This is a genomic window from Simkania negevensis Z, from assembly GCF_000237205.1.
Taxonomy (GTDB): domain Bacteria; phylum Chlamydiota; class Chlamydiia; order Chlamydiales; family Simkaniaceae; genus Simkania; species Simkania negevensis.
This window is the reverse complement of the sequence record NC_015713.1, coordinates 1,258,762-1,284,392: the sequence shown is the minus strand read 5'-3', so window position 1 is coordinate 1,284,392 and position 25,631 is coordinate 1,258,762. Positions and strand designations below refer to the sequence as shown.

At 41.8% G+C, this 25,631-nt stretch carries 23 protein-coding genes; 15 read left to right on the top strand and 8 right to left on the bottom strand.

What is annotated here, in order from left to right:
- Positions 1-31: 31 nt before the first annotated feature.
- Positions 32-766 carry a hypothetical protein gene (locus tag SNE_RS06480; protein ID WP_013943578.1) on the bottom strand — a complete coding sequence of 245 codons (735 nt, stop codon included), beginning with the start codon at positions 764-766 and terminating at the stop codon, positions 32-34.
- 203 nt (positions 767-969) lie between these two features.
- Between SNE_RS06480 and SNE_RS06475 the strand changes: the two genes are divergently transcribed.
- From SNE_RS06475 to SNE_RS06430, 10 genes are all read left to right on the top strand, one after another.
- The gene (locus tag SNE_RS06475) at positions 970-2,304 is read left to right on the top strand and encodes a Fic family protein (protein ID WP_041418872.1); all 1,335 of its coding nucleotides are present in this window, start codon (positions 970-972) and stop codon (positions 2,302-2,304) included.
- A gap of 2 nt (positions 2,305-2,306) precedes the next feature.
- Positions 2,307-2,945, top strand: coding sequence for a Fic family protein (locus SNE_RS06470; RefSeq protein WP_013943576.1), 639 nt, complete (start codon positions 2,307-2,309; stop codon positions 2,943-2,945).
- Between the two features lie 173 nt (positions 2,946-3,118).
- Positions 3,119-3,391, top strand: coding sequence for a hypothetical protein (locus SNE_RS06465; RefSeq protein WP_148258970.1), 273 nt, complete (start codon positions 3,119-3,121; stop codon positions 3,389-3,391).
- 68 nt (positions 3,392-3,459) lie between these two features.
- Positions 3,460-4,491 carry a guanosine monophosphate reductase gene (locus SNE_RS06460; RefSeq protein ID WP_013943574.1) on the top strand — a complete coding sequence of 344 codons (1,032 nt, stop codon included), beginning with the start codon at positions 3,460-3,462 and terminating at the stop codon, positions 4,489-4,491.
- Between the two features lies 1 nt (position 4,492).
- On the top strand, positions 4,493-5,809 hold the full coding sequence (locus SNE_RS06455) for an amino acid permease (RefSeq protein ID WP_041418870.1): 1,317 nt from the start codon (positions 4,493-4,495) through the stop codon (positions 5,807-5,809).
- A 4-nt stretch (positions 5,810-5,813) separates the two neighbouring features.
- Positions 5,814-7,133: an amino acid permease gene (locus tag SNE_RS06450; protein WP_013943572.1), complete on the top strand. Its 1,320-nt coding sequence runs from the start codon at positions 5,814-5,816 to the stop codon at positions 7,131-7,133.
- 1 nt (position 7,134) lies between these two features.
- Positions 7,135-8,448 carry an HD domain-containing protein gene (locus SNE_RS06445; RefSeq protein ID WP_013943571.1) on the top strand — a complete coding sequence of 438 codons (1,314 nt, stop codon included), beginning with the start codon at positions 7,135-7,137 and terminating at the stop codon, positions 8,446-8,448.
- 48 nt (positions 8,449-8,496) lie between these two features.
- Positions 8,497-9,759: a M48 family metallopeptidase gene (locus SNE_RS06440; RefSeq protein WP_013943570.1), complete on the top strand. Its 1,263-nt coding sequence runs from the start codon at positions 8,497-8,499 to the stop codon at positions 9,757-9,759.
- Positions 9,760-9,771: 12 nt separating this feature from the next.
- The gene (locus SNE_RS06435) at positions 9,772-11,058 is read left to right on the top strand and encodes an Npt1/Npt2 family nucleotide transporter (protein ID WP_013943569.1); all 1,287 of its coding nucleotides are present in this window, start codon (positions 9,772-9,774) and stop codon (positions 11,056-11,058) included.
- 56 nt (positions 11,059-11,114) lie between these two features.
- Entirely contained in the window at positions 11,115-12,824 is a 1,710-nt protein-coding gene (locus tag SNE_RS06430; RefSeq protein WP_013943568.1) for an NAD-dependent malic enzyme, read from the top strand.
- Here the strand turns inward: SNE_RS06430 and tpx are convergent.
- On the bottom strand, positions 12,808-13,335 hold the full coding sequence (gene tpx, locus SNE_RS06425) for a thiol peroxidase (RefSeq protein ID WP_013943567.1): 528 nt from the start codon (positions 13,333-13,335) through the stop codon (positions 12,808-12,810). The two genes, SNE_RS06430 and tpx, sit on opposite strands and share 17 nt — an antisense overlap.
- A gap of 87 nt (positions 13,336-13,422) precedes the next feature.
- On the opposite strand from tpx, the gene SNE_RS06420 reads away from it, so the two are divergent.
- On the top strand, positions 13,423-14,019 hold the full coding sequence (locus SNE_RS06420; RefSeq protein WP_013943566.1) for a hypothetical protein: 597 nt from the start codon (positions 13,423-13,425) through the stop codon (positions 14,017-14,019).
- Here the strand turns inward: SNE_RS06420 and SNE_RS06415 are convergent.
- Positions 14,016-14,354: a cyclic-phosphate processing receiver domain-containing protein gene (locus tag SNE_RS06415; protein WP_013943565.1), complete on the bottom strand. Its 339-nt coding sequence runs from the start codon at positions 14,352-14,354 to the stop codon at positions 14,016-14,018. The genes SNE_RS06420 and SNE_RS06415 overlap by 4 nt on opposite strands.
- Before the next feature lie 67 nt (positions 14,355-14,421).
- A complete protein-coding gene (locus SNE_RS06410; protein ID WP_041419345.1) occupies positions 14,422-15,219 on the bottom strand; it encodes a sulfite exporter TauE/SafE family protein in 798 nt (265 codons plus the stop codon).
- A 92-nt stretch (positions 15,220-15,311) separates the two neighbouring features.
- Between SNE_RS06410 and SNE_RS12290 the strand changes: the two genes are divergently transcribed.
- The 3 genes from SNE_RS12290 to SNE_RS06395 all read left to right on the top strand — a co-directional run bounded on the left by SNE_RS12290 (position 15,312) and on the right by SNE_RS06395 (position 18,582).
- Complete coding sequence (locus tag SNE_RS12290) at positions 15,312-16,367, top strand: nucleoside hydrolase (protein WP_013943563.1); 1,056 nt, start codon at positions 15,312-15,314, stop codon at positions 16,365-16,367.
- An 88-nt stretch (positions 16,368-16,455) separates the two neighbouring features.
- Complete coding sequence (locus tag SNE_RS06400; RefSeq protein WP_013943562.1) at positions 16,456-17,496, top strand: hypothetical protein; 1,041 nt, start codon at positions 16,456-16,458, stop codon at positions 17,494-17,496.
- Between the two features lie 201 nt (positions 17,497-17,697).
- On the top strand, positions 17,698-18,582 hold the full coding sequence (locus SNE_RS06395; protein ID WP_013943561.1) for a hypothetical protein: 885 nt from the start codon (positions 17,698-17,700) through the stop codon (positions 18,580-18,582).
- A 128-nt stretch (positions 18,583-18,710) separates the two neighbouring features.
- On the opposite strand, the gene SNE_RS06390 is transcribed toward SNE_RS06395, so the two are convergent.
- From SNE_RS06390 to SNE_RS06380, 3 genes are all read right to left on the bottom strand, one after another.
- Positions 18,711-19,100: a hypothetical protein gene (locus tag SNE_RS06390; RefSeq protein WP_013943560.1), complete on the bottom strand. Its 390-nt coding sequence runs from the start codon at positions 19,098-19,100 to the stop codon at positions 18,711-18,713.
- Positions 19,101-19,247: 147 nt separating this feature from the next.
- Positions 19,248-20,258, bottom strand: a complete 1,011-nt coding sequence (locus tag SNE_RS06385) for a VOC family protein (protein ID WP_013943559.1) — start codon at positions 20,256-20,258, stop codon at positions 19,248-19,250.
- 112 nt (positions 20,259-20,370) lie between these two features.
- On the bottom strand, positions 20,371-22,320 hold the full coding sequence (locus SNE_RS06380) for a hypothetical protein (RefSeq protein WP_013943558.1): 1,950 nt from the start codon (positions 22,318-22,320) through the stop codon (positions 20,371-20,373).
- Positions 22,321-22,644: 324 nt separating this feature from the next.
- On the opposite strand from SNE_RS06380, the gene SNE_RS06375 reads away from it, so the two are divergent.
- A complete protein-coding gene (locus SNE_RS06375; RefSeq protein ID WP_013943557.1) occupies positions 22,645-24,459 on the top strand; it encodes a hypothetical protein in 1,815 nt (604 codons plus the stop codon).
- On the opposite strand, the gene SNE_RS06370 is transcribed toward SNE_RS06375, so the two are convergent.
- On the bottom strand, positions 24,454-25,578 hold the full coding sequence (locus tag SNE_RS06370) for a hypothetical protein (protein ID WP_013943556.1): 1,125 nt from the start codon (positions 25,576-25,578) through the stop codon (positions 24,454-24,456). The genes SNE_RS06375 and SNE_RS06370 overlap by 6 nt on opposite strands.
- Positions 25,579-25,631: the final 53 nt, after the last annotated feature.

Sequence of the window (25,631 nt, the reverse complement as noted above, 5' to 3'; positions counted from 1 at the left end):
AAATAATGAACTTAAAAAGGTGGCTTAGTGTTTATACCTCAGCTAGTAGAACTTCAGGGAATAGACTATTGATACATTCTAGAACTTTTTTATAGGTATCGTTAGATCCGGCTTTCTGCTTTAAAGCATCAATGTAATCTTCAAAACCTACTTTTTTCCCGCAGACTATTTTTTGAGATCCTAACTCTTTAGCACGAATCAAATGACCGATAAGTTGCCTAGATTCTTGATTTAACTCGGAAAGGGGAATTGGAAAAGTCCCTTTAAATTTTTGATCTGGACAATATGCCTTAGCAAGCCATTCAGAATGTCCACTGATTTGATTTAAGGCATAATGGATATTGAAAGTGGAGCTCACATGGGAAAAGTCATGTTCTGAATCACCTACACGAATTAATTGCATTGCTGCATTTGTAAGTAAAGCAGAGTTATACTCAATTTTCTCTATAGAGCACACTACCTTTTCAACATCTGAGCTTGTTTCCACGGCTTTTTCCAAAGCTGCTGTTTGAAGTGCGTTAAATAATTCAAAGACCAATGAAGCAATCAGATCCACTTGAGATCGATGCAGTTTAGGGTCTAACTTGATAGTCTTATCTCCCCAACACCACTTTGCTGGATGTCCTTCACAATCAGCGATTTTAATCTGAATTTTACCGACTTGATCGACTAAAGCACGCAATGCTGGCTTAGCATAGATTTGCTCAATAGAGGGGCTAAGCTGTTCAGGGTACACTAGTTGTCCAATATTTCCAATGCTTGTCATTAAGCTAAACCATTAATTTTCAAATTACTGTGAATGATAATGAATCTGCGAATATAAGTAAACAATAAAAATTTTTTATAAGATGTTTAAAATAAAATACTTAAAATATAATTTTAATTTTAATTATTATTTTGTTAAAATATAATTAAAATTTTTAAATTTAATAAACAAAATGAGGGGGTAAAATAAAAGGAGGTAAAAATATGACTCAACAACTGCCTATGGAATTTTACCAACAGAGAGCAGAAGAACTAAATGCTCTTTTCAATGGATACCTAGACAAAGTTAGCCAAGAAAAAGGAATCCCCAAACAACAAGCCTTTGAAGAATTTTTCCAGATGGTACGAGATGCAGCATCAAAAACGCCCTCCGTCGACTTCGAGCGAGTCTCAAGCATTCCTCCTTCTGGCTTTGAAAGAGTCAACGAAGTTCCTAGGGTAGCAGTCTTAAGAGAAACATCGGATATTTCAAGTCTTGAAACACTGATGAAAGATGTCAGTTTGAAAGACAGTCGCTGCATTAAAAGCTTTAAAGGGGTATCAACCCAAAGAGGCATTGAAGCGATGGACTTTATGATTCGATCAGGTAGTCTAAGCAAAGAGGAAATCTTAGAAATTCATAATTTTCTTATCCACGATCCAAACGCTTTGAGGGAGTTTCTTACATTAAATGGAGAAAGTCCTGATGCCCAAAATGCTCAATTTGAACTTTTTCTATCGATTATGAACTTGAACATACTTAATTACTCAGGAAAGAACCTAATTAGTGAAATTTTAAATTTTGCCTTCTCACCAATACGTTTCGAGTGGATCCAATTACAAGATATGGATATTAATCCAGTGTTTCATAGGCAGCTGCTTGACTACGAATCTTCTATTCGTTCCAAAGATATTAGAAACGATATCGCAACTTTAGAAACATCCGATCCAGGGTCCTATGACGCTTGGATGAGAGCACGTATGGGCGGCTCTTCTACAATCACCACATCTTCATCTGTCCAACAAGATGCTCAGAATCAATGGCTCAAAGCAGAGGAGAAAATGGCAACAAAGGCCCAAGCAAGTGGAAAAGTCTCTTTTGATACAGTAAGAGTGATCCATGCTACTTTGACAGCCAAAGATGGAGATGTTCAAAATCCAGGCGAGGTTCGCAACCGCAGAGCTAAATCAAGTCTAGCCCATCAGGAATATCCAACACACTGTCATAACCTTGATGAAAAAGCTCAGGGTTACGGTTTGTGGTTAGACACACAATTGAAATCTTGTGAAAGAGGTGATAAAAGCGTTATCTTAACAGCTGCACAGGCTTACCAACGTCTTGTCTCCATTCATCCATTTGAGAACGGAAACGGACGTATTTCCAGGCTGATGATGGACTTTGTTCTAGAGCGCTTTGGTCTTCCTCCAGCAGCTCTTGGAAAGAATGTTCTTGATGCTGTTTATGCATTAGATTCAAAAAAACCAGAAGCAGGTGAGGCTTTTGTTCTAAAAGTCTTCCAAGGTGTTCAAACAAGTCACAAAACCATTAATGGGAAATAAAAATGTCAGTCACAGCAGTGCCAGAAAAAGCTATTCAATTCTTAAATGAAAGCAACCGAATTGAAGGAATCAATGAGATTGATTACCACGATCCTCGCTATCAAGATCCCAGTAAGGGCCATTTTGGGGCTTTTATAATTTCACAGCAAGAAGGAGCTGCGCAAACACCGCTTACACATAAGATGATTCGCAGCTGGCAAGCCCTTTTGGGAAGAGAACAACGAGAACATACGGGTGATCATATCGGCGAGGAAGAAATCGGACATATTCGAGGACCTAACCTGCAAAAGAATGTCCGTATTGGTAAGCACATCCCACCTGAATGGAAATTTGTTCCCCTGTATCTTCAAAACTTTATTGAAGATGTGAATGCAGACTTGAGAGCTAACCATGAAACGTATCACAAAGACGATACTGCTTATGCCCGATTTGCAGCTACCTACTTCTTGCGCTTTGAACGGATTCATCCTTTTGGGGATGGGAATGGCCGCACGGGACGTTTGCTTGCAAACTATTTTGCTGCCTATTGTGGTCGTGAAATTTTAGTTTTTCCATCGGAATATTCTATGCGCAATCGTTATATCGAAGCCCATGAATCAGACCAAGCAATGACCGATTATTTTTACAAACGTATGCAATAATTTTCTTCTCTAGAAAAGAAGATAAGTGAATGACTATTTTCAAAATCTCAACTTGAGTCTCATTTAGGCTTTTAGCGCAAGACTAATCATTACTCAAAAAAGCTCCCAATCGGGAGCTTTTTTTTAACTTATCATGATATATTCTTAATCCAAACCAAATAAGAGGAAATGACATGATAAGCATGCAGCATCTCATGTATTCAGATTCTGGCTTTGAAAAAAAAATTGCTCAGATTGAGGGAGAGAAAATTGTTTTTTATGACGAAGTCTTAAAGGAAAATATGAAGTCGTTGGGTGTGTCGATTCCAGTTGCGCATCAAGCAAAGTTTGGCAAAAAGGTCTATTATGAACAAGGTGTCAATCAGCAACTCTTCATTGAAGCGTTTCAGCAATTCTATTGCCAAGGGTTGCCGAGCACCTCTTATCATTGGGAAATCATTTCGTAAGATCCCTTTTTTTTATTTTTGTTTTTCGCTATAGTGAGCATTTTTTTTGAATCCCTGTGTGAGTCACTATGGCAAAGAACCAAGAATTCAGTAGAGGTTATACTTTTGATGATGTGTGCCTTGTTCCGCAATTTAACAATGTCCCCTCTAGAACAGAGCCTTCTCTTGAATCATGGCTAACTAAGAACCGGAAGGTTGGAATTCCTCTTCTTTGCTCCAATATGGATACAGCGATTAGTACAGATTTAGCTGAGATTTTGGTACAAGCTGGTTCGGTTCCGATTTATCACCGATTTACAGCGAATTCCAATGATCAGCGTACATGGGTCAAAAAATGGAAAAATCAAACATTTGTTTCTTGTGGCGTTCGTGAAGATCACCTAGAGCTTGTGAGTGAACTGCTTAATCTTGGAGCTGCAGGAGTTTGCGTGGATGTAGCGCACGGCCATTCTCAGCAGATGCTGGGATTCGTCGAAAAGTTGAAAAAGGCACATCCAAATAAAGAGGTGATTGCAGGCAACGTCTGCACACCGATGGCTTATCACGACCTCGTGAATGCAGGGGCAGATGCTGTGAAGGTGGGGATTGGCCCTGGTGCGGCTTGTACGACCCGAGTCATTACAGGCTTTGGAGTGCCCCAGTTTACTGCAATTTACGAGTGTGCTCAGATCGCTGAAAAGCTTCGAGTTCCACTCATTGCTGACGGAGGTATTCGTACGAGCAAAGATGTCGTTTTAGCTTTAGCTGCAGGCGCCAGCACAGTCATGATTGGCAAGCTGTTTGCTTTGACAGAGGAGAGTGCTGCAGAAAAACGGCCTGGAGCAAGTGGAAAAGAAGCTAAATATCGGGGTCAAGCAAGCGAAGATTTCCAGACAGATTTTTATGGAGGTCTGAAAGAAAAGACCGTTGCAGAAGGAGTTGATTTTTGGGCGCCTGTGAGTGGATCTGCTCAAAAATTGCTTGATAACTTACTTGGAGGCTTGCGCAGCGGCCTCACATATGGCGGTGCGCGCAATATTAAAGAATTACAACGTAAAGCTGAATTCATGGCAGTTTCTTCAACCTATGTGAAAGAAAGCTTTCCGAGACCGGGAGGTTAAATTGAAAAAGAAACAGCTAGGAATGTGGATGCTCACGGCGCTTGTCGTGGGAAACATGATCGGATCGGGTGTATTTTTATTGCCCGCTTCACTTGCTCAGTATGGAACTGTGACGATCTTCAGTTGGATTGGAACAGCCATCGGAGCGATGCTGTTAGCGCTTGTCTTTGCGAAACTTTGTACCCTTTTTCCAAAAACAGGGGGCCCCTATATCTATTGTAAAGAGGGGTTTGGCAATTTCGTTGGGTTTCAAGTCGCTTATAATTACTGGATCTATATGTGGGTGGGTAATGCGGCCATTGCAGTGGCATTTACTGGGTATTTGAGCACCTTTTGGCCAGAACTTACAGCAAATAATTTACTCGCGTTTTTTGTGACGGCAGGAGCCGTCTGGCTTTTTTCCATTGTCAACATTATTGGGGTTCACTTTGCGGGAACCTTTCAGCTCATTTTGACAATCCTGAAGTTTGTTCCCTTGATATTGATTGCGATTATTGGGATTTTCTTTATTGAAGGGAAAAACTTGCAGTTTTTCAACGTCAGCACCGAACCTAGCTTTAGGGCTTTTTCAAGTGGGGCTATGCTCACTCTTTGGGCGTTTTTGGGAATGGAGTCTGCTTCGATCCCAGCAGATGATGTCAAAGATCCTGAAAAAAACATCCCTAGAGCAACGATTCTTGGAACGGGGCTCGCCGCTATCGTTTACATCTTGAGTACCATTGCAATTATGGGAGTCATTCCAGTTCCCCAGCTTAAAGAGTCGGCTGCACCATTTGCAGATCTTGCCGGCAAAATTTTTGGCGGATGGGGAAGATATGTTATGGGAGCTGCAGCTGTGATTTCATGCTTGGGAGCCTTGAACGGATGGATTTTACTACAAGGACAGATTCCCCTTGCGGCTGCAAAAGATCGCCTTTTTCCCAAGAAGTTTAGTCACGTCTCGAAAAGCCGATCTCCCGTTTTCGGGATTCTGACTTCTTCAGTTCTCGTGACACTATTACTGGTCTTGAACTTTAACAAAAATCTCGTTGATCAATTTACGTTTATCATTTCTCTAGCGACATTGGCGGCAATTATTGCCTACCTCTATACAAGTGTTGCTGAGTTTGTGATCTATATCAAACATCCAGACAAAGTCGATAAAGCCAGCGTGGCAAAATCACTTACCATTGCAGGTCTTGCTTTTCTTTATACCTTCTGGATGATAATCAGCGCCGGACAAGAGATTGTTTTCTACGGAGTTCTTCTCCTCTTCAGTAGTATCCCAATCTATGGATGGATGGAGTGGAAGAAATATCAAAAACAGTTTATAGGATAACTTCATGAGACAGCGCCAACTTGGACTTTGGATGCTCACGGCTCTCGTCGTGGGGAATATGATTGGATCGGGTGTATTTCTTTTGCCCGCCTCTTTAGCATCATTTGGAACAGTGACCATTTTTAGTTGGGTCGCCACATCAATTGGGGCGATGTTTCTCGCTCTCGTCTTTGCAAAGCTCAGTACCCTCTTTCCCAGGACAGGGGGGCCATACGTCTTTTGCCGTGAAGGATACGGGGACTTTGTGGGTTTTCAAGTGGCTTACAACTATTGGGTTTCGATGTGGATTGGGAACGCTGGAATTTCAGTTGCGTTTACTGGGTATCTCAGTACCTTTATTCCTGAGTTGAACCATAGCAACTTGTTGGCTTTTTGTGTGACTGCAGGCGTTGTTTGGGTGCTGACCATTGTTAATATCATTGGGCTCCATTTTGCCGGGTTCATGCAATTGATTTTGACGATTTTGAAATTTGTTCCTTTAGTCCTCATAGCCCTTGTTGGACTCTTTTTCATTGATTGGAGCAATCTTGCTTATTTTAACGTCAGTGGAAAGTCGAACTTTTCTGCTTTTTCTGGAGGAGCGATGATGACCCTTTGGGCCTTTTTAGGGGTCGAATCCGCGTCTGTTCCAGCTGATGATGTGAAAGATCCGAAAAAAACGATTCCAAGAGCGACGATTCTAGGAACATCGCTTGCAGCTGTTTTGTACATCATTTGCACGATCGTGATTATGGGAGTGATTCCCATTCCACAGCTGAAAGATTCTGCAGCCCCATTTGCTGATCTTGCTGGAAAGATCTTTGGAGAATGGGGAAAGTTTGCGATGGGCGCCGTTGCGGTCATTTCCTGCCTAGGAGCTCTCAATGGTTGGATCTTGCTCACAGGGCAAATTCCCCTTGCAGCTGCAAAAGATAACCTATTTCCCAAGAAGTTTGCGAAAGTTTCCAAAACGCGCGCCCCTGTGTTTGGAGTGGTTGTGTCATCGATTCTCGTCACCGCGCTTCTCTTTCTCAACTTTAGCAAAAATCTTGTTGATCAATTCACCTTTATCATCTTGCTTGGAACATTAGCCGCAATTTTGGCCTACATCTATTCGACAATTGCCGAATTTGTGATATACATCAAACATCCAGACAAGGTGGATAAAGCAAGCGTTGTGAAATCACTGACGATTTCTGGATTGGCTTTTCTTTACACTTTCTGGATGGTGATTAGCTCCGGGCAACAAATTGTCTTCTATGGGGCATTACTCATGTTTACAAGCATTCCCGTTTATGGTTGGATGGAGTGGAAGAAGTACCAAAAGAAATTCGTCGGAGTTTGAAATGGGTTCAATCAAAAAGATTTACGATAGCGTTCACCGGTTTATCCATGTGGATCCGCTCGAAAGTGATCTTATTAATTCCCGTCCCTTTCAACGATTGCACTACATCCATCAACTTGGGGTGACCTATTTCGTCTATCCTGGAGGGACCCATCGTCGTTTTGAGCACTCTCTTGGTGTGATGGAGCTTGCGACTCGGATGTACGACGAAGTGACCATGGGTGATACTCCAGTCCATTTGCCTGAGCCCTACAAAAAACTCCTCGCAGACTTTGTTCCTCCTATCGGAAGTCAAATCCACCGTTACTGGCGTCGCATTTTGCGTTTAGCAGCACTTTGCCATGATTTAGGGCACCTTCCTTTTTCCCATACGGCAGAACATGAAATCCTGGGGAAGGGAGGACATGAGGCATGGACTTCAAAGATCATTCGGAGTCTTTATCTCGCTCCCATTTGGGCAACGTTGCAGGAAGAGTATCCTAAGCATAATGTTCAAGAGGACGTGTTAAAAATTGCACTTGGGGAGAAAAAATTTACCGAACTCTTTCCTTTTTCCAAGGGTTTTTCCCCTTGGGAACGAGTTGTGACTGCGATGATTACGGGCGACTTTTTTGGATCAGACCGGATTGATTACCTTTTACGTGATTCGAAATGTACAGGCTTAGCCTATGGACTTTTTGACTACCACCAACTCATCGAGATGCTTAAAATCATTCCAAGTAAAGAAGATTCTGAAGTGTTGGCCCTAGGTGTAGAGGAAAATGGGATTGAATCGTGCGAGGCCCTCCTTTTAGCGCGTCATTATATGCACAAACGGCTCTATCAATATGCAAGCGTTAAATCTTACTCTTTTCACCTCGCTCGGTTTATGGGAGGGGTTTACTATGACCTTGGAGAGGAACTTGAGCGGTATATCTCTATGACCGATAACGAGGTGCTAGCTGAACTCAACCGAGCATCAATGGATCCTGATCATCCAGGCCATTTTGACGCAAAGTGCCTTTATTTAAGGCAAAGTCGTTTTCGAGCAATTTCTCTCGTTAGCCCTACTGAAGAAAGAGATTTAGAAGAAATTCGAAAAGAATTGGGAATTCCAAAAGATCAAATGGCATGGCAACTTGTCAAAAGTGGAGAGGGAAGGCAAGGGCTCGATTTTCCTGTGCTTCGCCAAGATGGAACAATTGATAATGGAATGAATCTTACAGAAATTTCCATTCCATCAGGAAAAAGAAGCTGGGTCTATATCGCGCCAGAATATGAAATTGCAGTTCGGAAAAATTTAAACCTCATTGATGATCTAGGAATGCTTAGATAAACCCTCAAAGGGTTCCATGAAGCTTTTAAAATATATGGATGTTCGAGAATGAAGAAATTTTTTGTTTTGGTGTTTGTCCTGATGGGTGTAACAGTTTGGGGGGAGTGCCCAGTCATTCCTACTCCGGTTCCTGCTCCAACTGAAGCGGCCGTACGCTTCTATAAATCAGGAAACGTTTTGTGGGGCATCAAAGCTCTTTGGAGTCTTGTCTTACCTGCTGTCATTCTCTTTACCGGCCTGTCAGCTAAGATGAGACAGTTTTCGAGATTTCTTGGAAGAAGAGCAGTTTGGACCTTCATTATCTTTATCATTCTTTATTCAATTTTAGTTGAGATTGTCTCATTTCCTCTTACTTATTATAGCGGCTTTGCCCGATTGCACGAATATGGCCTTTCTTCCCAATCGTTTGGCCGCTGGTTTAACCACTATTTTATGAGCTCTTGGATCGACATGGGAACGAGCTTGATTGTTTTTGGAGTGCTCTATTGGCTCATTGCCAAAAGTCCAAAAAGATGGTGGCTCTATATGGGTCTTCTCATGATTCCCATCCAAATCTTTTTCCAAATCGTTCAACCTCTTTACATTTCGCCTCTCTTTAATAAATTCGGTCCGATGGAAGACAAGCAGCTAGAGCAAAAGATCTTGAATCTAGCTGAAAAAGCAGGAATTTCTGAGAGCCGCGTTTTTGAAGTGGATAAAAGTTCTGATACGAAAATGATGAATGCTTATGTCACGGGGATGGGAGCTTCGAAGCGAATTGTCTTATGGGACACCATCATTAAGGGTATGGATGAAAAAGAGCTTCTTTTTGTCATGGGACATGAAATGGGCCACTATGTTCTCCACCATATTTGGTGGGGCATCCTCTTCACGTCTGGAATGGCGATCCTCGTCATGGCTCTCATCTTTCTCGCTTCAAAATTTTTCCTAAAAACCTGCTCAAAAGCGATGGGTTTTACAGAGCTTAAAGATGTGGCATCATTTCCTTTGATCATGCTTTTATACGGCTTTTTTTCCTTAGTTTTCACTCCTGTCCAAAACCTATTTTCTCAGATGGAAGAGAGAGAAGCAGACCGTTTCGGCCTTGAAATCACTCATTACAATCATGGAGCAGCAACAGGGTTTTTAAAGCTTACAAGCTCCAACTTAGGTTACCCCTATCCCGGAACCTTTTACATGCTCTTCCGCTCGTCTCACCCCTCCATTGGTTCACGTATTGAATTTTTCAATACCTACCATCCCTGGTGCAGTGGGAAGCCCTCTTACTATCAAAAATATTTTAAACAGGGGACTGAAACTGATACTCCATGATAAGATGGAGTGATGTTACGGAAAAAATTTGCGTCGCTTAAATCTGAATTACTAAGTTACTCTGCTGTCGAGAGGCTGATTGTCTTCTGCGCGATGATTTGCAGTTTTTGCATCACCGCTGAGTATGCGGTGACCAAACCAACGAGTAACTCCATTTTTATTACCCACTACACCGTCAAGTGGCTGCCCTATGCTTGGCTTGCGACAGTCCCTCTCAATCTCCTTGTAGTCAGCCTCTACAACCGCTTTCTTCCCATTTTGGGGTGCTTCCGCCTTTTCTTGTTTACGATTGGCTTGACCGTCGGGGTGAATGTCCTCTCTGCAACCTGCATTGGAAAAATTCCATTTCTCCCCTTTGTTCTCTATATCTGGAAAGACATTTACGTCCTCCTCATGTTTCAACAGCTTTGGTCGGTCATCCATGCAATGACCAAGATGTCTCGGGCAAAGTATCTTTATGGAATTTTGTTTGGGATTGGCGGCTTTGGTTCGATTTTTGGAAGCATGATTCCAGGATTTTTTGCTGTGAAAATTGGGTCAGAACACCTCCTTTTTTCCTCGATCCCCATCTACGCTATCTTTGTCATCGCCTACTTTTTCCTCCTCAAAAACAGTGGATTTCTCCATTCACATAGAGAAGACGAAAAGCTCAGGATGGGACCGAAACATGCCTCCCAAGGCTTTCAGCTTATCAAGAGCTCCCGTGCCTTAAAATTTATCCTTTTAGTCGTGGTCTTGATGCAGCTTTCGACCACAGTCATGGATTACCAGTTCAATACATTTTTGCAATCCCGGATTCCCAATCAAGATCTGAGGACGGAATTTTACGGCAAGCTTTGGGGGATGATCAATACCTTGAACCTCTGCTTGCAGTTTGTAGCGTCGTTTTTACTTGTCCAGTTTTTAGGACTGAGGCGAAGTCATGTCTTGATTCCAGGAATTCTCCTTGTGAACGCAGTTGGGTACTTGATCCATCCGACTTTTGCGATGATCACCTATTCATTTGCTGTGATCAAAACCTTTGACTATTCCATTTTCAATATCATCAAAGAGATGCTCTACGTTCCGCTCAAGACAGAAGAGAAGTTCAAAGCAAAAGCAATTATCGATGTTTTTGCCTATCGAAGTGCCAAAGCATTAGCATCTGTTGTTGTGATTGCATTGCAGATTTTCTGCCCCTTGCAACTTCCTTATGCCTTTTCATGGGCTCATGTGATTATCTTTTCCATCTGGATCGCTTCAGTGATCTTCCTTCTTAAAGAAGAAAAAACCGAACAAGAAGCAACCCTGGCTATTTAAATCCCTACTCCGTATATTTTTCTATTTTTTGAAAAGTTAGAAAGCGGAGCACGTCCATGCCGGAGATCAAACGTTCATATGATAATAATGGGGAAGAAGTTATCGAAGTCGATATGCATCCTAAAGACATTTTGCACAATCCCATTTTGAACAAAGGAACTGGCTTTACTGAAGAAGAGCGGATCGATTTGGGCATTCACGGACTTCTTCCATACCACACTTCGACGATTGAAGAGCAAGTCGAAAGGAGATACGCTAATTTTCGCTCTAAAGAAAGTGAAATAGACAAGTACTCGTTTTTGATGGCACTCCAAGATCGGAACGAGACCTTATTTTTTAATCTCGTTTCTAAGCATGCTGAAGAAATGCTCCCCTATATTTATACCCCAACTGTTGGAGATGCTTCTTTAAACTTTAGTTATCTCTACAATCAAAACCGAGGAATTTATCTCTCCTATCCTTTTAAAGACCGTATGGATGAAATGGTGGCCCGCATTCCAAAAGAGCGGGTAGATGTGATTGTCGTTACAGATGGGGGACGGATTCTCGGGTTAGGGGATTTAGGAGTGGGAGGAATGGCAATTCCTGTAGGAAAACTTTCTCTCTACACACTCTTTGGTGGCATACATCCTGATTACACCTTGCCTGTTTTACTAGATGTCGGAACAGACAATCCCGGCCTCTTAAGTGACCCCCTATATCTTGGATGGAGACATGAACGACTAAAGGGAGCTGAGTACCAAGAATTCATCGACCTCTTTGTCAAAGCCATCACCAAGCGATTTCCCAATGTTTTGATCCAATGGGAAGATTTTTCCAAACAAAATGCGCAACCCCTCTTAGAGCGTTACAAACATCATTACTGCTGCTTTAACGACGACATCCAAGGAACAGCAGGTGTTGTAACTGCTGGGATTTTGGCAGCAATTAAAGGAACAGATTCGGATTTGAAACATCACAGACTTGTGATCTACGGGGGAGGATCAGCTGGAATTGGTGTTGCGCACCTAATCACTCGTGCGATGGTCAAAGATGGGATGTCTGAAGAAGATGCCAAGTCACGCATTTTTGTTCTCGGTCGAAATGGTCTTGCTCATACGAAGTCTGAAGGATTAGACGATCTGAAAAAGCGGTATGCTCAAGAAGCTATAGTGATTGAAAAGTGGGGAGTGAAGAATATGCAAAACATTTCCCTTCATGAAACAATCGAGCATGCAAAACCGACTATTCTCATTGGAACATCAGCGCAGCCCGGCTCATTTACCGAGGAGCTTGTTGTCGAAATGAAAAAGCATGTCGCAAGACCCATTATTTTCCCTCTTTCAAATCCGACTTCAAAATCAGAAGCTCTTCCGGAAGATCTCATGAAATGGACACGAGGGCAAGCGCTCATTGCAACGGGAAGCCCCTTTCCTCCAGTTGAATTCGAGGGAAAAAAGTACACTATTGGTCAATGCAACAATGTTTTCATTTTCCCTGGTGTTGGACTTGGTGTGATTGCAACGGGAGCCAAAAGAGTGACTGATAACATGTTCTTAAGAGCCGCAGAAGTGTTAAGTCGCTTTGCTCCGATTCTCAATAACCCTTTCGGTTCGCTTTTCCCACGCATCAAGCAACTTCCCGTCATTAGTAAGACGATTGCGACAGAGGTTGGTAAAGTGGCAATAGAGGAAGGGGTCTGTGACCATCCACCTGAAGACGTTGAAAAAGCTGTCGAAAAGGCTTATTGGCAACCGAAATATCCGAAGATTAAACGAAAAAAGTAAGCGCTTTATCGTAGTTGGGCTCTTGAGCTATTTCAGGAACAAGTTCGGTGTAAAGGATCTGATGGTTTTCGTCTAAGGCAAGAACAGCGCGCGCTGCAATTCCTTGGAGGGGACCATCGATAAGAAGCACACCATAATCTTCTGCAAATTTCCGATCGCGCATCATCGATAAAGTTTCAATTTTTTTGAGATTTTCAAATCCACAAACCCGTTTTTGAGCAAATGGAAGGTCTGCAGAAATGAATAAAACTTGGATATCGCTTCGGTTTTGTAGTCTTGCTTCAAACTGTTTTGCTGATGTTAGGCATACACCGGTATCTAAACTGGGGACAATTGCAAGAATGAGCTTTTTCCTGGCGTAGTCCTTCAAAGACATTGGTTTTAGATCTGTTGAAATCAAAAGAAAATCAGGGGCTTGACTTCCAACAGCGGGAAGCCTTCCATTGGTGTGAATAGGGGAACCTTTTAATGTAATCACTGTCATATCTTGAGCATATGGATTTTTTTTCATAAGGTCAATTTTTTTCTTTGAAAATTATGTTAAGATTTTGTTAAGCTATTGTGAAAATTTATTAAACTAAAATTTGATAATCAACCGATGAAAGACCGAAAAGCTCTAAAAGGTTCTGCTAGCCGAATCACTTCTCTTTTCTCTTCTAAGGGCAGAAATGAAGAAGAGAAAAAGGATTTTCGTGAGAGACAAAAATACATGCGTCTCAATTTTCTCATCCTTTCAGCCCTCCTTAAAGATGCTAAAAAAAACCTTAAAGAAAGTGAGAAAAAGTCATTTTCATTTTTTCCTCTCTTTACCTCGAAGATCATGAACTCGGATAACCCGCATCTATTGGAAATCACAAAACAGGCTCACTTATGTTGTATAAGTCAAGATCACTATCTTTTCCCATTTCAGCAGTTTTTCTTGCGCAATGAGTTTACGATGAGACGGGTGATCGAATGGCGTCTTTCAAAATATATCAAAAGTAAAGATCAACTCAAAAATCTCGTCGAGGTTATGAAAGAGACCCCACCAGACACCTTTCGCCGCCATCTTGTCACTCTCATTGATGAAGAAGAAAAAGACGAAAACGAACTTTTTAGAGAGGAAATCAAAAAGGCTGAGAAAGAGCAAGAAACGAGATGGGAACTTTGGAAGCATCATGCCGACGGAGATCCATTCCGCGTTTCCCGGACTTAGTTTAGCTCTTCCGATTGATCCCAGAATCTGTCGGCATTTGTGAGAGCAGCAGTCATTCTCTTTCTTCCAACAGGATTGGCCGAATGGACATGCCATTTAAGGCGAGGAATTTCATTTAGAAATGCTTTTTCTTCTATGAACTTTGCGACATCATATCCTGATCCGACTTCTTCTGGACCTAAATCGTGATCGAGAGAAACCTCAGATACCTTCCCTGTTGATATCAGCTCGATAGCTTCAGCAGCTGTTGTAACCCATGTATCAAAACCTCGAGCGAGCTTTTTTCTTTCAAGAGCTTCGAGTTCATCATCTAAAAAAACACGCATAAATTCCATAAAGTTATCCCCATCTACAGTTTCTTCTTTGAAAGCATTCCTTATTGCTATCTATTCTTAATTTGTACTAGCCGATAATCATTCCAATCCCTGCAAGCATGAGGACAACCCCAAAGACTTTCCTCAAAACGTCTGTTGGTAAGCTGTGAGCCAATTTCACTCCCCATGGCGCTGAGAAAAGGGCCGTAATGCTGATCACAATAAATGCAGGAAGAAAGATATAGCCAAAGGTTCCTGGATACTCTGTTGACCCTGCACCTAAAAGAAGGAAATAGACGGCTCCCAAGAGAGAAATGAAGAAACTTAGAGCTGAAGAGGTTCCAATGGCTTTCTTCATCGAGACATGGTAGTGGGTTAAGACGGGAACATTGATCAATCCTCCACCAACACCTAGCATAGTCGAAATAGTGCTGACGAAAAGTGAGATCACCGATAGGCCAAAAAATTTTGGCATTTTACGCATATGTTTGACTTCTTTTTGAGGAAGCAAAAACTTCAGTCCTACGAGACATTCAAAAATCCCGAAAATGATTTGTAGCAAACTTCCAGGCAATACTTTGGCAATCATAGCACCAAAAAAGGAACCGACGATAACACCTAAAGCCATTGGTTTGACAATGTCAAAGATCACCCCATTTCTTCGGTAATGGGAATAAAAAGAAGAAAGAGTGTTAAAAATCATAGCTGCAAGAGAGGTTCCAATTGCTAGGTGCATGACGAGATCATGGGGAACTTTAAGAAAGTGAAAGACTAAAATCAAACAAGGGATGGTGATTACTCCACCTCCTAAACCCAGTAGACCAGCTAAGATGCCAGCTGCAAGTCCCGTTGCTATGAATGCGAAAATTTCGACTCCAAAATACATGTGCAGTTCCTTATGGACGAGTTTTTTTTGTTGCAAAAACTTAAAAACATCATTTATGAATGATACATCATTCAATTTCAAGGTTTACCTTCATGTTGAGCCGAATCACATTTTTTCTAGTTGCATTTTTGACAACCTTGTCATCTCTTTATTCAGATCTTTCCGTCAAACATACCGAGCATCCCTTTTCTGTCGTCATTGATACGGATTGTGATCTGGATGATATGTTGGCCATTGTTTATCTCGTAAAGAACCCGCGAGCCGAAGTAAAGGGGATTACGACAGTTGGTGATGGGATCTCTCATTGGGAATATGGAGCTCAAAATGTGCTCAATGTTTTAGAGCTCATAGGCCATCCCCGAATTCCTGTTTCCTTTGGCGCGCGCGACTCTCTCAGTCCAGTAGGTTCTTATCCTCCTAGCTGGCGTCAACAAGCAGATATGATGTCAGGAATCAAACTCCCGCAAAGTTCTGTTCGCCCTATTGCAGAAAAAGGGGCTGACTTTATCATTGATATTGCGACAAAACACGAAGAAAAGCTCACTCTTCTCTGCATCGGACCACTCACAAATATTGCTCTAGCTATTGAGAAAAAACCTGAGATCAAAGATAAAATCGAGCGGATTTTCATCATGGGAGGGGCGCTCCTTTCTCCTGGAAATATTGAGGGGAAACCCATGGGATTTAAGAACCGGGTAGCAGAGTACAATATTTTCCTCGATGCTAAAGCTGCTCAAGACGTATTCGATTCAGGTATCCCAATTATACTGGTTCCGTTAGACGTCGTAGAACATGCTTCTGCGAAGCCCTTTTACGATATGCTTGCAGAAAATCGGAAAACTCCGGCTGCAAATCTCGTGTATGAAATTCTCAAGCCATCTGTAAAAAACAAAAAGCGGATGCGAGAATTTTTGTGGGATCCCGTTACAGCTGTACTTTTTACCAATCCCAATATTGCGCAGTATCGCGACTTAAAAATCGTCGTTAACTTGCGCAAAGGTCCAGAATATGGACGCTTGATTATGGGAAGTAAAGGGACGCCAGTTCAAGTTGTGACGCAAATAGACACAGACACGTTTTATGACATCTTTCTTAAGACATTGAATCGCCCCCCAAACTTGCATGCAAACCACTCCCAAGCGCTTTAAACCAACTTTTTTTGATTTTTTTGTTGCAAATTTCAATTGCCTATTTTAAAGTTCACGTAAATTTCCAGTTAAAGCGAGATTAAACGAGATGGCTACTGAAACTAGATGGGATCCACTTACAAAGGTAGCTCAACCAAACCTTTCCTCAGACGACTTATACTACAATGCCACTCATTTCGATCATAATCGAGAAGGACCTCTTTCTTTTTCATTTTGTAAAGATACTCTTCAAGAAGCATCCCCTTTAGAATACTTCTCACCTGTTAAAAATAAGCCCATTGCATCTTCTCCAAAACCACACTCTGTGACAGGTCGTCGACTTTCGTCGGTAACCTATGTGCCCGACACTCCCATTACATATACACAATCCAATGCTCCAGAGGAATGTAAACGTGCAAAGTGCATGAAGTTTTTATCATGGTCGTTTTGGAACATTGCTTGGCCATGTATAAAGTTTGGTGGTGGTTTAATCTGGAAGATAGGACTTCTTATTAAAGAAAATGCTTGGGATCGAAAGTCTCAACAGCTAACCTTGCCAGGGAGAATAGATGAAACCCACCCGGGCTGGGATGTTCAGGCGCAGCAACTTGCTTATGAAATGGCAACACTCAAACCCTATTTCCAAGCGATTCAAAAGGAAGTAACCACCTTTCCGCTCAAGTTTGCCTTGCAAATTACTTTTCTTGATGGGGCCGAAACTCAAACAGTTTTAAGTCATCTACTCATTCAAAACCCTAAAGAGTGGGGAGTGCTTTCTGATTTCCTCGATGACCTTTATCCACAAATTATCCACATGAGGAAAGAGCTTTCTATTTCAAACGAGTACAAGATGCAAGTTGCATTTGTTGCGCTTTGCAAAACTTCTTCTGAAGAAAATTTATTTTCAATCTACCAAAGGTCTAATCTATACACGAATGGAATTGAGGCAAGCGACCTTTCTTCGAGTGTTCAATCAAGTCAATGCACAAAAGATGATGTCAATCAGGTTGTCAGTTCTGTGAGAGGTATTCAAGCTGCAAGCTCTTGGTTACTTGAAGGGGAGTTGCAAGCAACAAGTGAAGTTTTAGCAACCTATCAGAGGGGAGAAGAAATTCCTATACCTTTGCTTGTGAAAGAACAAAAACAATAAGAAGGTGAAGGGGAAAAGATTCCTTAGTCCATACCTCAATCCAATTAAAGATGGGCTGGCTGAAAGGCTGGCCCTTCTTTATAAAGCCACAAGCCATTTTCACTTTAAATTTTAATCTTTAATAGTTTAACTCTTGAAATCAATTATCTTCTTTTGTATAATTTCTCCGATTTTCAAATTTTTCAATAAGGACATAAGGTTATGGCAATAAGTTTAGTTAAAAATATCGGACAAATGGGTGCAGAAATTGTGTTTTCTACAGGAGCAATTTCAACGGTAGTGAAAGAAGGACTTATGAATGTTCCTAAAGATTTAGCAAGAGAAATTATACCAGTGGCAGGAATTTTTTCTGGCATCAATTCAGGCTTAGCTACAGTTATGGGTGCTGGTCAAAAGCCTAAAATTGTCCAGCTAGCGTTTCCCTTTTTCTCAGGGTTAATCTCAACGGCTGTTTTATATGCTGTGAGTGCTCCCGTGCAAAGCCTGATAGAAGCATATTTGCTTTGTTCAACAGGGCTTGCTGCTGTAGCTTTAATTAAAGTGATTGCAAAAGCGATTTTTAAAATGAGTGCAGAACCGAAAGAGGAATCTAGACCTGCTCGAGTTTTCAACTACGTTGTTACTGGCGCTGCGACTTTTCTTCCCGCTGTTGGCGCTGGGGCATTGTTCAAAGACGCATTGGATGATGGAATATTTGCTCTCTTTGGGTTTTTCTTTGGACTGGCTCAAGTTTGCGTAACAACTCTTTTAGGTGCTCCTCAAAAAGAAAGCCGCTTTCTTCATATTTTATTGCCAATCATCACAACTGCGATTCCTTGTGCAGTTCCTTTAGGTACAAATGGGCGATTGACTGATAAGATGCTAATGGAAGTCACTATTGTTGCGGCCACTGCCGTTATCACAGCCATGATCGGAACAGTTGTCTCTCGCTTCTTTACAAGCCAAACACAAGTCAAAGTGAAAGACGAAGGTGCGATTGTTGATATAAATGGTACCCAATCTAGCAATCAGATTGACCCTAGATCAGTATATCGTCGACCTGGGTTTTCGACTTCACTGTCATATCATTCACCAAATAAGAAATAAGTGATAAAAGCCCCGAAAGGGGCTTTTTACTAGGGTAGGCTCATGCTTATAACCTGAACTCTGGGTTTATAGGAGGACTTAAACTTTATACTCGAGCAAGGCAGGGCATAGTTCTTATTGAGCAAGAGTCAGTAGCTTCCTTGGTCGCCTCCTTGTTTTGTTAGTGCAATCCAGACAGGATCTTCTTCATAGCCATTAAGAGTGATTTCTACGACGTCTGCTTGGAGCTTCCAGCTATATCTAGATGTATTTGTATACTTCTGGATCAGATCGAAGTATTTTTCTTGGTTTTCAGGAGGCTCTAGTAAGAGGTTGCGCCCATTGAGTTTGATGATGGCTATATCAAACGCCTCTTTTTGAATCGAAAGGTCTTTAATGAGGTGGAAAACCCCTTGAATAGCGGTTTGTCCCGCCAATACATTTAGTTTTAACTTCACCATAGCAGTTGAGTTAAAGCTTCTAGGTGATAAGACGACAGAGCCGGCCCTTTCCCTTGGATTTGGAGTTGAAACAGCCATCTTTTACCTCCTTACTGATGTGTTCATCCAAAACCACAACAGATGCTATGAATATAAAGATTTTTTTGCATCAAAAATTTTTCTTTACATTTCTGTAAATCAATTTTGATATGAATAAAGTTAAGGGTTGAGAGGGGAGTGAAGAGGCTACTGGGTGATCAGGAGGGTATGCCCATCTGGATCTCGAGTCAGAAAGGCTTTATGGTAGTCGAGATAGGGGTTTTGGAAGCTGAGGATCTTGCGCACAAAGGTATTTGCTTGTACAAGCGATTGGTGTAATCCGGCAAGCTCAGGGGATTGGAGCCGAATTTGCCAGTGCCATAAATCATTGGCTCGGGTATCAGGAGGCATGTCCCGCCCCGCATTTGGCGTGAGATAGTCGAGAAGCTCGATTCCTGGCCCTTGCTCTGCGTTTAAAGAGGTGATATAGACTTTTGCTCCCTTCACACCAGTAAGTTTTTCTTGCTCTGGGCCGTAGTTCAAGCTATCACCTGTGATTTTTAAGCCAAGAAGGTGTTGGTAAAACTCTAAACTTTTTGAGGTGTTTTTAATTGTGATAGCAGAGTGGTCGATCCCTAAAAAGAGTTGTCCGTGCGTTTGTTGCCAGCGGGGATTTCCTTTTCCTGGCGGGAATTGGATGAGCTCTAAGGGGTGGCCATCTGGATCTCGAAAATAGAGGGCCTGGATTCCAGAAGAAGCGAGGTTCCAGCTAGGAAGTTTTTGAGGTTCAGGAGAAATGGTGACAATTTGATTTTTTAGAAGAGACCCGTAGGCTTGATTCAGGTCGCTCACGACGATCGCGATGTGTTGAAACATGATGTCGTCACTAGCAAGATCGATGGGAAGGGGACGCCCCTTCGGTTTTTCAAACTCCATCAGAGTGAGCGTTTCTAGTCCAAGCCTCAAACGAACGACGTGGATACGAGATCCTTTTAGGTCGTAAAGTGTGTCGTATGGCTCTCCTGAAACTTGATAGTCAGCAACCTTTCGAAACCCAAGAATTTTTGTGTAGAACTCAATAGAGCGAGCCATATTGCTAACGGTAAGATCGAAAGAAACAACAGCGCTGATGGGTGGTTTTTCGTAAACCCTAGAGAAAATCTTTCCCTCTAGAGAGAAAGAGAGGAGGCAGAATAAGAAAAGACAAATGCGATACATTGATAAGGTTCCAATTTCATTTATACTCAAACAACTTCAAAACCAATTTTTGAAGTTGTTTGAGTATATTTCGCATCTTATGAGGTATGCCTCATTCTGCCAAGCAAAAATCTCAAGATGGATCGGAAAGAAATGCTTCAAAGATCTCCTGTTTGATCAAGGAAGCATGCTTTGCATTTTCAAGTTCTGGAGTGAAGCTAAACTCTGAAATTTTCAACACTCCTTGAAAATGAGGAGTTGTCATGCTCCATTCAAGTGTCATTGTTGCGTAAGGCATTCCTGTTGCAAAAGCCGACAGCTGCTCAAAGAGAACATAGGCATATTTATGGGTTACTTGATGGTCATGAGTTGATTTCACTTCGACATCACAAAGTTGAGTTTGCGGCTTTTTTCTTCGGAAATGAAATTTCTCCAAGAGCCTTGGACACTTTTCACGAAGAAGAGGATCTGCAGGTCCCCAGGCTTCAATTGTCATCCGTTGAAGAATAGGAAATGCATCTGAATCCATTTTACGAATCACTCTGCCATTTCTAAAAGCTGTATCGATCTTTTCATTCACTTTTACCCCTTCGAGAAAGCGCGTTGTTTCATCTTGAATAACACGCATTTTTCCATCCTTGAAGCCTCGTGAAATTTCCCCAATGAGATGGTAAAAATAAACCGACTTTTCGTTAGTACTTGGATGGAATGGTAGAGAATTGATAGTAATCGCCCAATTAGGGTGGCTATCAGGGAAAAGTGAGCGCGCAACTTTTTTGGGGGTAATATCACCTGTCACATCTTTTTCTTCTTTGCAGAAGAATTCAAATGTTAAACTGTGGATTTTTCGAATTTGGGCAGCTTCTTTTTCGATAAGAGGAAGTTTTTTTAGTTTTTTTAGCTTACTTAGAAATTGTTTACCTCCACAGATGTCAATGAGTAACTTTTTGACTTCTGTATCGGCAACCGATTTCATTTCTATAAAGTCAGGAAGTGATTGCATTGCAACATTTTTTTGAGAGAGGAACCGTTTGAAAACTTGAATTAGACTTCGTAGGTGCATATTTTTTTCTTTCGTGCGTTCATCGATGATAACAAGCTCATGGTAAAGGTCTTTTAGATAGACTCTGAAAGGAAAAATAAGAACGGAGCTTTGAAGAAGATGGACTGTGGTGTTTTTTTCTTCAGGAGCGCTTACCAAATAGTCGCGCGCGATTGAGTAGATTTGCTCAAGTGTTGGAGGGGTAAGTGATAGAGACTCACAAACAAATTTTATATGTGGAGTTAAAAAAACTTCATTGAGAAATCTACGTGTGAATACATCAAGATTCGTTTCTCTATTTTCATCTCTAGAAAAAGCAGGTGGCATGTAGGGAAAGTCCAGGCTCAAAGAGTCTACGCTTTTCGCTTCATTATTTCTTTTCAACGTGATCCTTCCGTCTGGGGATTTAAAAGGAATAACTGGAGAAATATTGGGGTCCATAGAACGGACCATAATTTTAGCAAGATGGCGGTCAACAAGTGGTCCCACGATGAACATAGATGTCGTTTTTCTTTTTTTGAGAAACGCTTGCAGTACCTTTCTACAAAGGTGATGAAATTGCCAAAGGTGAAGGCCTTGAATTTGCGTGTCGAGCTCCTCGGAGATTTCCAGAACATCTTGGGGAGTTTGAGGAGGGGAGTGTATAATAGGTTTTCCTATTACAAAGCTTGCAAAGCGAGATGCAAAAGTCTCACTTCCAACTGATGATGAGGAGGAGGAAGGTTTTTGTGAATCAAGAGAAATGTTTCTGAGATGGAGTAAAAGTCTTGTCCCATTGAAGCCAATTTTATGCACTTCAGGGCATACACAAGGAATTAAGTGGCTTAAAAGTCGTCTATCATATCCTTTTCCTTCTACAAAGAAGGCATCAACTCTATTCTTATTTTGCTGAACCAGTATAGGAAGCGAATTGAGAAAGTGAACATATCTTCCATTCCAACTGGGTGAGCAGCAAGTCCATGCTGGATGTGACTGTCTCATGTAGTGAAAAAAAGGAGTGGCTCCTGATTCTTTAGAAGTCGTATCTGACGAACTCGCCATGGAATTACTCCTATTGTGATACGTTGCTAAAACGGCATTTTTGCTGTTTAAAGTCCAAAAAGTTTATGCTTTTAGACCTCATTCTGTCAATCGATTACGACCGAAGTTTGCCCTAATCAAGCCGCATTCGTTTATGAAGGAATCTCACATCTAGCAGGAAAGGTAGAGAAGAGCGCGAGGAGGTATTCTAAAAAAGATTTAACGTCTGATAATTAATGTTATGTTGTATTATAGAGTATTGAAAAAGAGGGGTGTAGGATCTGATTTTAAATAAGTCTAGGGAGTGTTATAATCCTCGGAAATTTGATTTTGGGTTTTTTAAAGATGGCTCTAGACATTCTCTCTACTATCCATACGACATACGCTCTTCGGCTTGCTCAGAAGACTGAAGAAAATTACCATTGTGCAGCCGATTATTTAGCTGCCTCTCTTGATCAGCTCTTTCAAGTCAATTTATCGCTCAATACTCTTCGCATGCTTTCTAAAGAAATGGGTTATGCAGGTTTATCGCTCCGCTCCTCAAATATTTTAGTGCTTTCTCCTCTTGTCCCCGCAGTATTGACCTATATGGAAATGGACTCTTATTGGATGAAAAAAAGAGTCATTTGGCTTTCTCTTTATTATGGCCAAATCGTCAGAAGTGTAAACTTTATAGGGATAGCCCTCCTTGTCTTAGCAGGTCGTTACTCTGTAGGAGTAGCTACCGCGCTCACGTACGGATTTTCTTATCTATCAGAGAATGAGTATTTTTCGAAAGAAGTGACCAAAGTTGTAGACTCATGTATTGTGATTCCATGTGACATATACCTTTTGGTTACAGGGAGCTTTTTTGACCGTCTTCTTTCGATTTTTGAACTTGCAGGTCGGGTCAAAACCATTGCTGATCATTACAAGAAGCAGGCTGTTCGTACGTATGTTCCTACAAAAGTACATGGAGCCGAAGTTGTTACTCTTGGGGATATGAAAGGGATGAGCCTAGAAAAGGTCCAATTGGATCTTTCTCAMCTTGAAGTTGAGTCTGAAGTGATATCCAGTGGAGAAGGTCTCTCTTTTAAAGAGTGTGAAGCGGCGCTCGATGAACTCTTATCTATCTTTGAGTCCATTCCCTGGGAGAACCATTTGCTCGTTCTCATGAACAAGCTTGCAAAAGATAAGCACTGGAATGACCCCCCTACGATTCCCAAAGAGCTTTATGAGTCGGCACATGAGCTACTTCCGTTACTCAACAACTCCCATTTAGAGCCTGAAGATCAGAAGCTCCGAGATAGATTATCAGACACAGTCAAACCCCAAGCGATTCAATTTTTTAGAGAAGGGCTTCAAATTCTTGTCGCTCGACTTAAAGCGAAAAGCGCTCAGGTTAGAGGGGTCTCTACCGCTAGCCCGCGTCCTATGCTTACTTTGAGACAAAAAAGACATACTGAAATCAATCTCACTTCGATCTCGCCAGAAGGATATAAGCGCCAAGTCGAAGGATTTTATCTTTCAATTGCAAAGTTCCTCAAAGAGTCTGATTCCGAGTTTGATCGGGCCAATGCTCTTCTATGGCTGGGTGTTGAAGGAGCCGATTATTGTGGCCCTCAAGTACTCAATGTTTTGAGAGAGACGGAAGCATCTTTAGCTGAAGTTGGGAAAGACATTACCTTGAAGAAAGGAATCCTAACTGTTCTCTATGAAAGACGTCTTCAGTACATTCAAAACATTTGGGGGCTCATTCTTAGAAAAGTCCCGCATACACTCGTCGAAAGATTGGGGCTGAATAGTCCTCATTGGCCGAATACCCTTATGGCGATTTACGGAAAAACGATGGGCGCTGAGACGATTGGTTCGAAAAATGATATTGAAGCCAAGGCAGTTGTAACCGATGGGCTATATATTCTGCTGACTCCCCTCGTTTCCCTTTTCACACAAAGTTTTTTCTCCGAGGCCTATACCAAAGAGTCTGTTCTTGAAGCCATTCAAGATGAAATCATTTCTGGGCGTATCCCAGCAATGAAGGTCCAAATGTGGTTTGAGGAAAATATGGACTTGAAAGAAGTTTCAGACATCTGGAAAGTAGAGAAAGATGAGTACTCGATTAAAAAAGAAGCACTCATCCTCATGCTCATTAAAATGCGTGTCTATGATCACATCTTATGATCCACTACCTAGAGGAATACTCAATAGGGGCGGTTCTTTTTCAGACTGTTTAGCCTGCAAGTTAAAGATCTGCTGCAGTAAAACAAATGTTCGTTTGGAATTCACATCAGCATCGTCAATGTAAAACCAGTAGCCACGGTAGGAGACAGCTAAGTAGGCATTTTGTGGGTAATCCATGCTTGAGTGAACGGTAAGAAGGTCTCCAATAACTTCTGTCCAATCAAAATGACGCCCATCTGTGTAGTGAGTGTGTCCGACAATACCTGCTTCAATGTCCCTCTCTGGAACCTGAATTCCTAGACTGAGGTAGTACATACAACTGAGGAGAGAGCGAGTCATGATTCCGAGTTCAGCTTGTTCATTGAAATCTTGGCGCATGTTGAGGATATACTTTCCTTTGGCAGTTTTGACATCTTCCAAAATTGAAGCGAGGCGTTTCCCCTTTTCACCGTCTGAGGGAAAAGAAATCTGGATGGTATTGGGTTTTTTTCCATTATTTTGATCTTCTCCTCCAGAAGGGGGAATATAACGTACTCCAATGTGGAGTTCCCCCATGCGCTGAAAGTAGCGAAGGAGAGAAGTTGCTTCTAGGAACCGTTTATAGTGAGGTGGTTCTTCAGGAATAGGACCGGAAGCACCGCATGCATTCGAGATATCGGCCATACTTTGGACCAAAAGACGGAAAACCCTGTCGACGTCCCAGCCTGTATAAATAAGCCCTTGGATAACCCTTAAATCAAGCGGGTGCATCAATTGGATGGCAAAGTCCTTACCTTGGAGGGGTGAGTACTGAATGGTAGGTTGATTGGACCAGGCCAGTTCAGCTCCCAACGATGAAGGATTGGAGTTGTCAAAGCCAGGAATCTTGATTCCTGGAAAGAGTTTTCCTGTATAAGTGAATTGTGTGGTCACATTGTTGACTTGTAGAAAGTAAGGGGTATCAGAGTATCTAAGTCGGACAAGATTTAGCAGAAGCTCTTGATTGGTTGTGTTCTGTGCGGCTTTGTTATAAGAGGTGCGTCCCCCACTGCCGTACATTGAAGTTTTACTCGAGACATGACAGCCCGTTAAGGCAAAACTCATGCATGCAATTCCAACTAGTGTGATAATCCGTTTCATAGTCCCAACTCATCAGTACTTTTACGAGTTAGAAAAATTAACACAGAGTCATA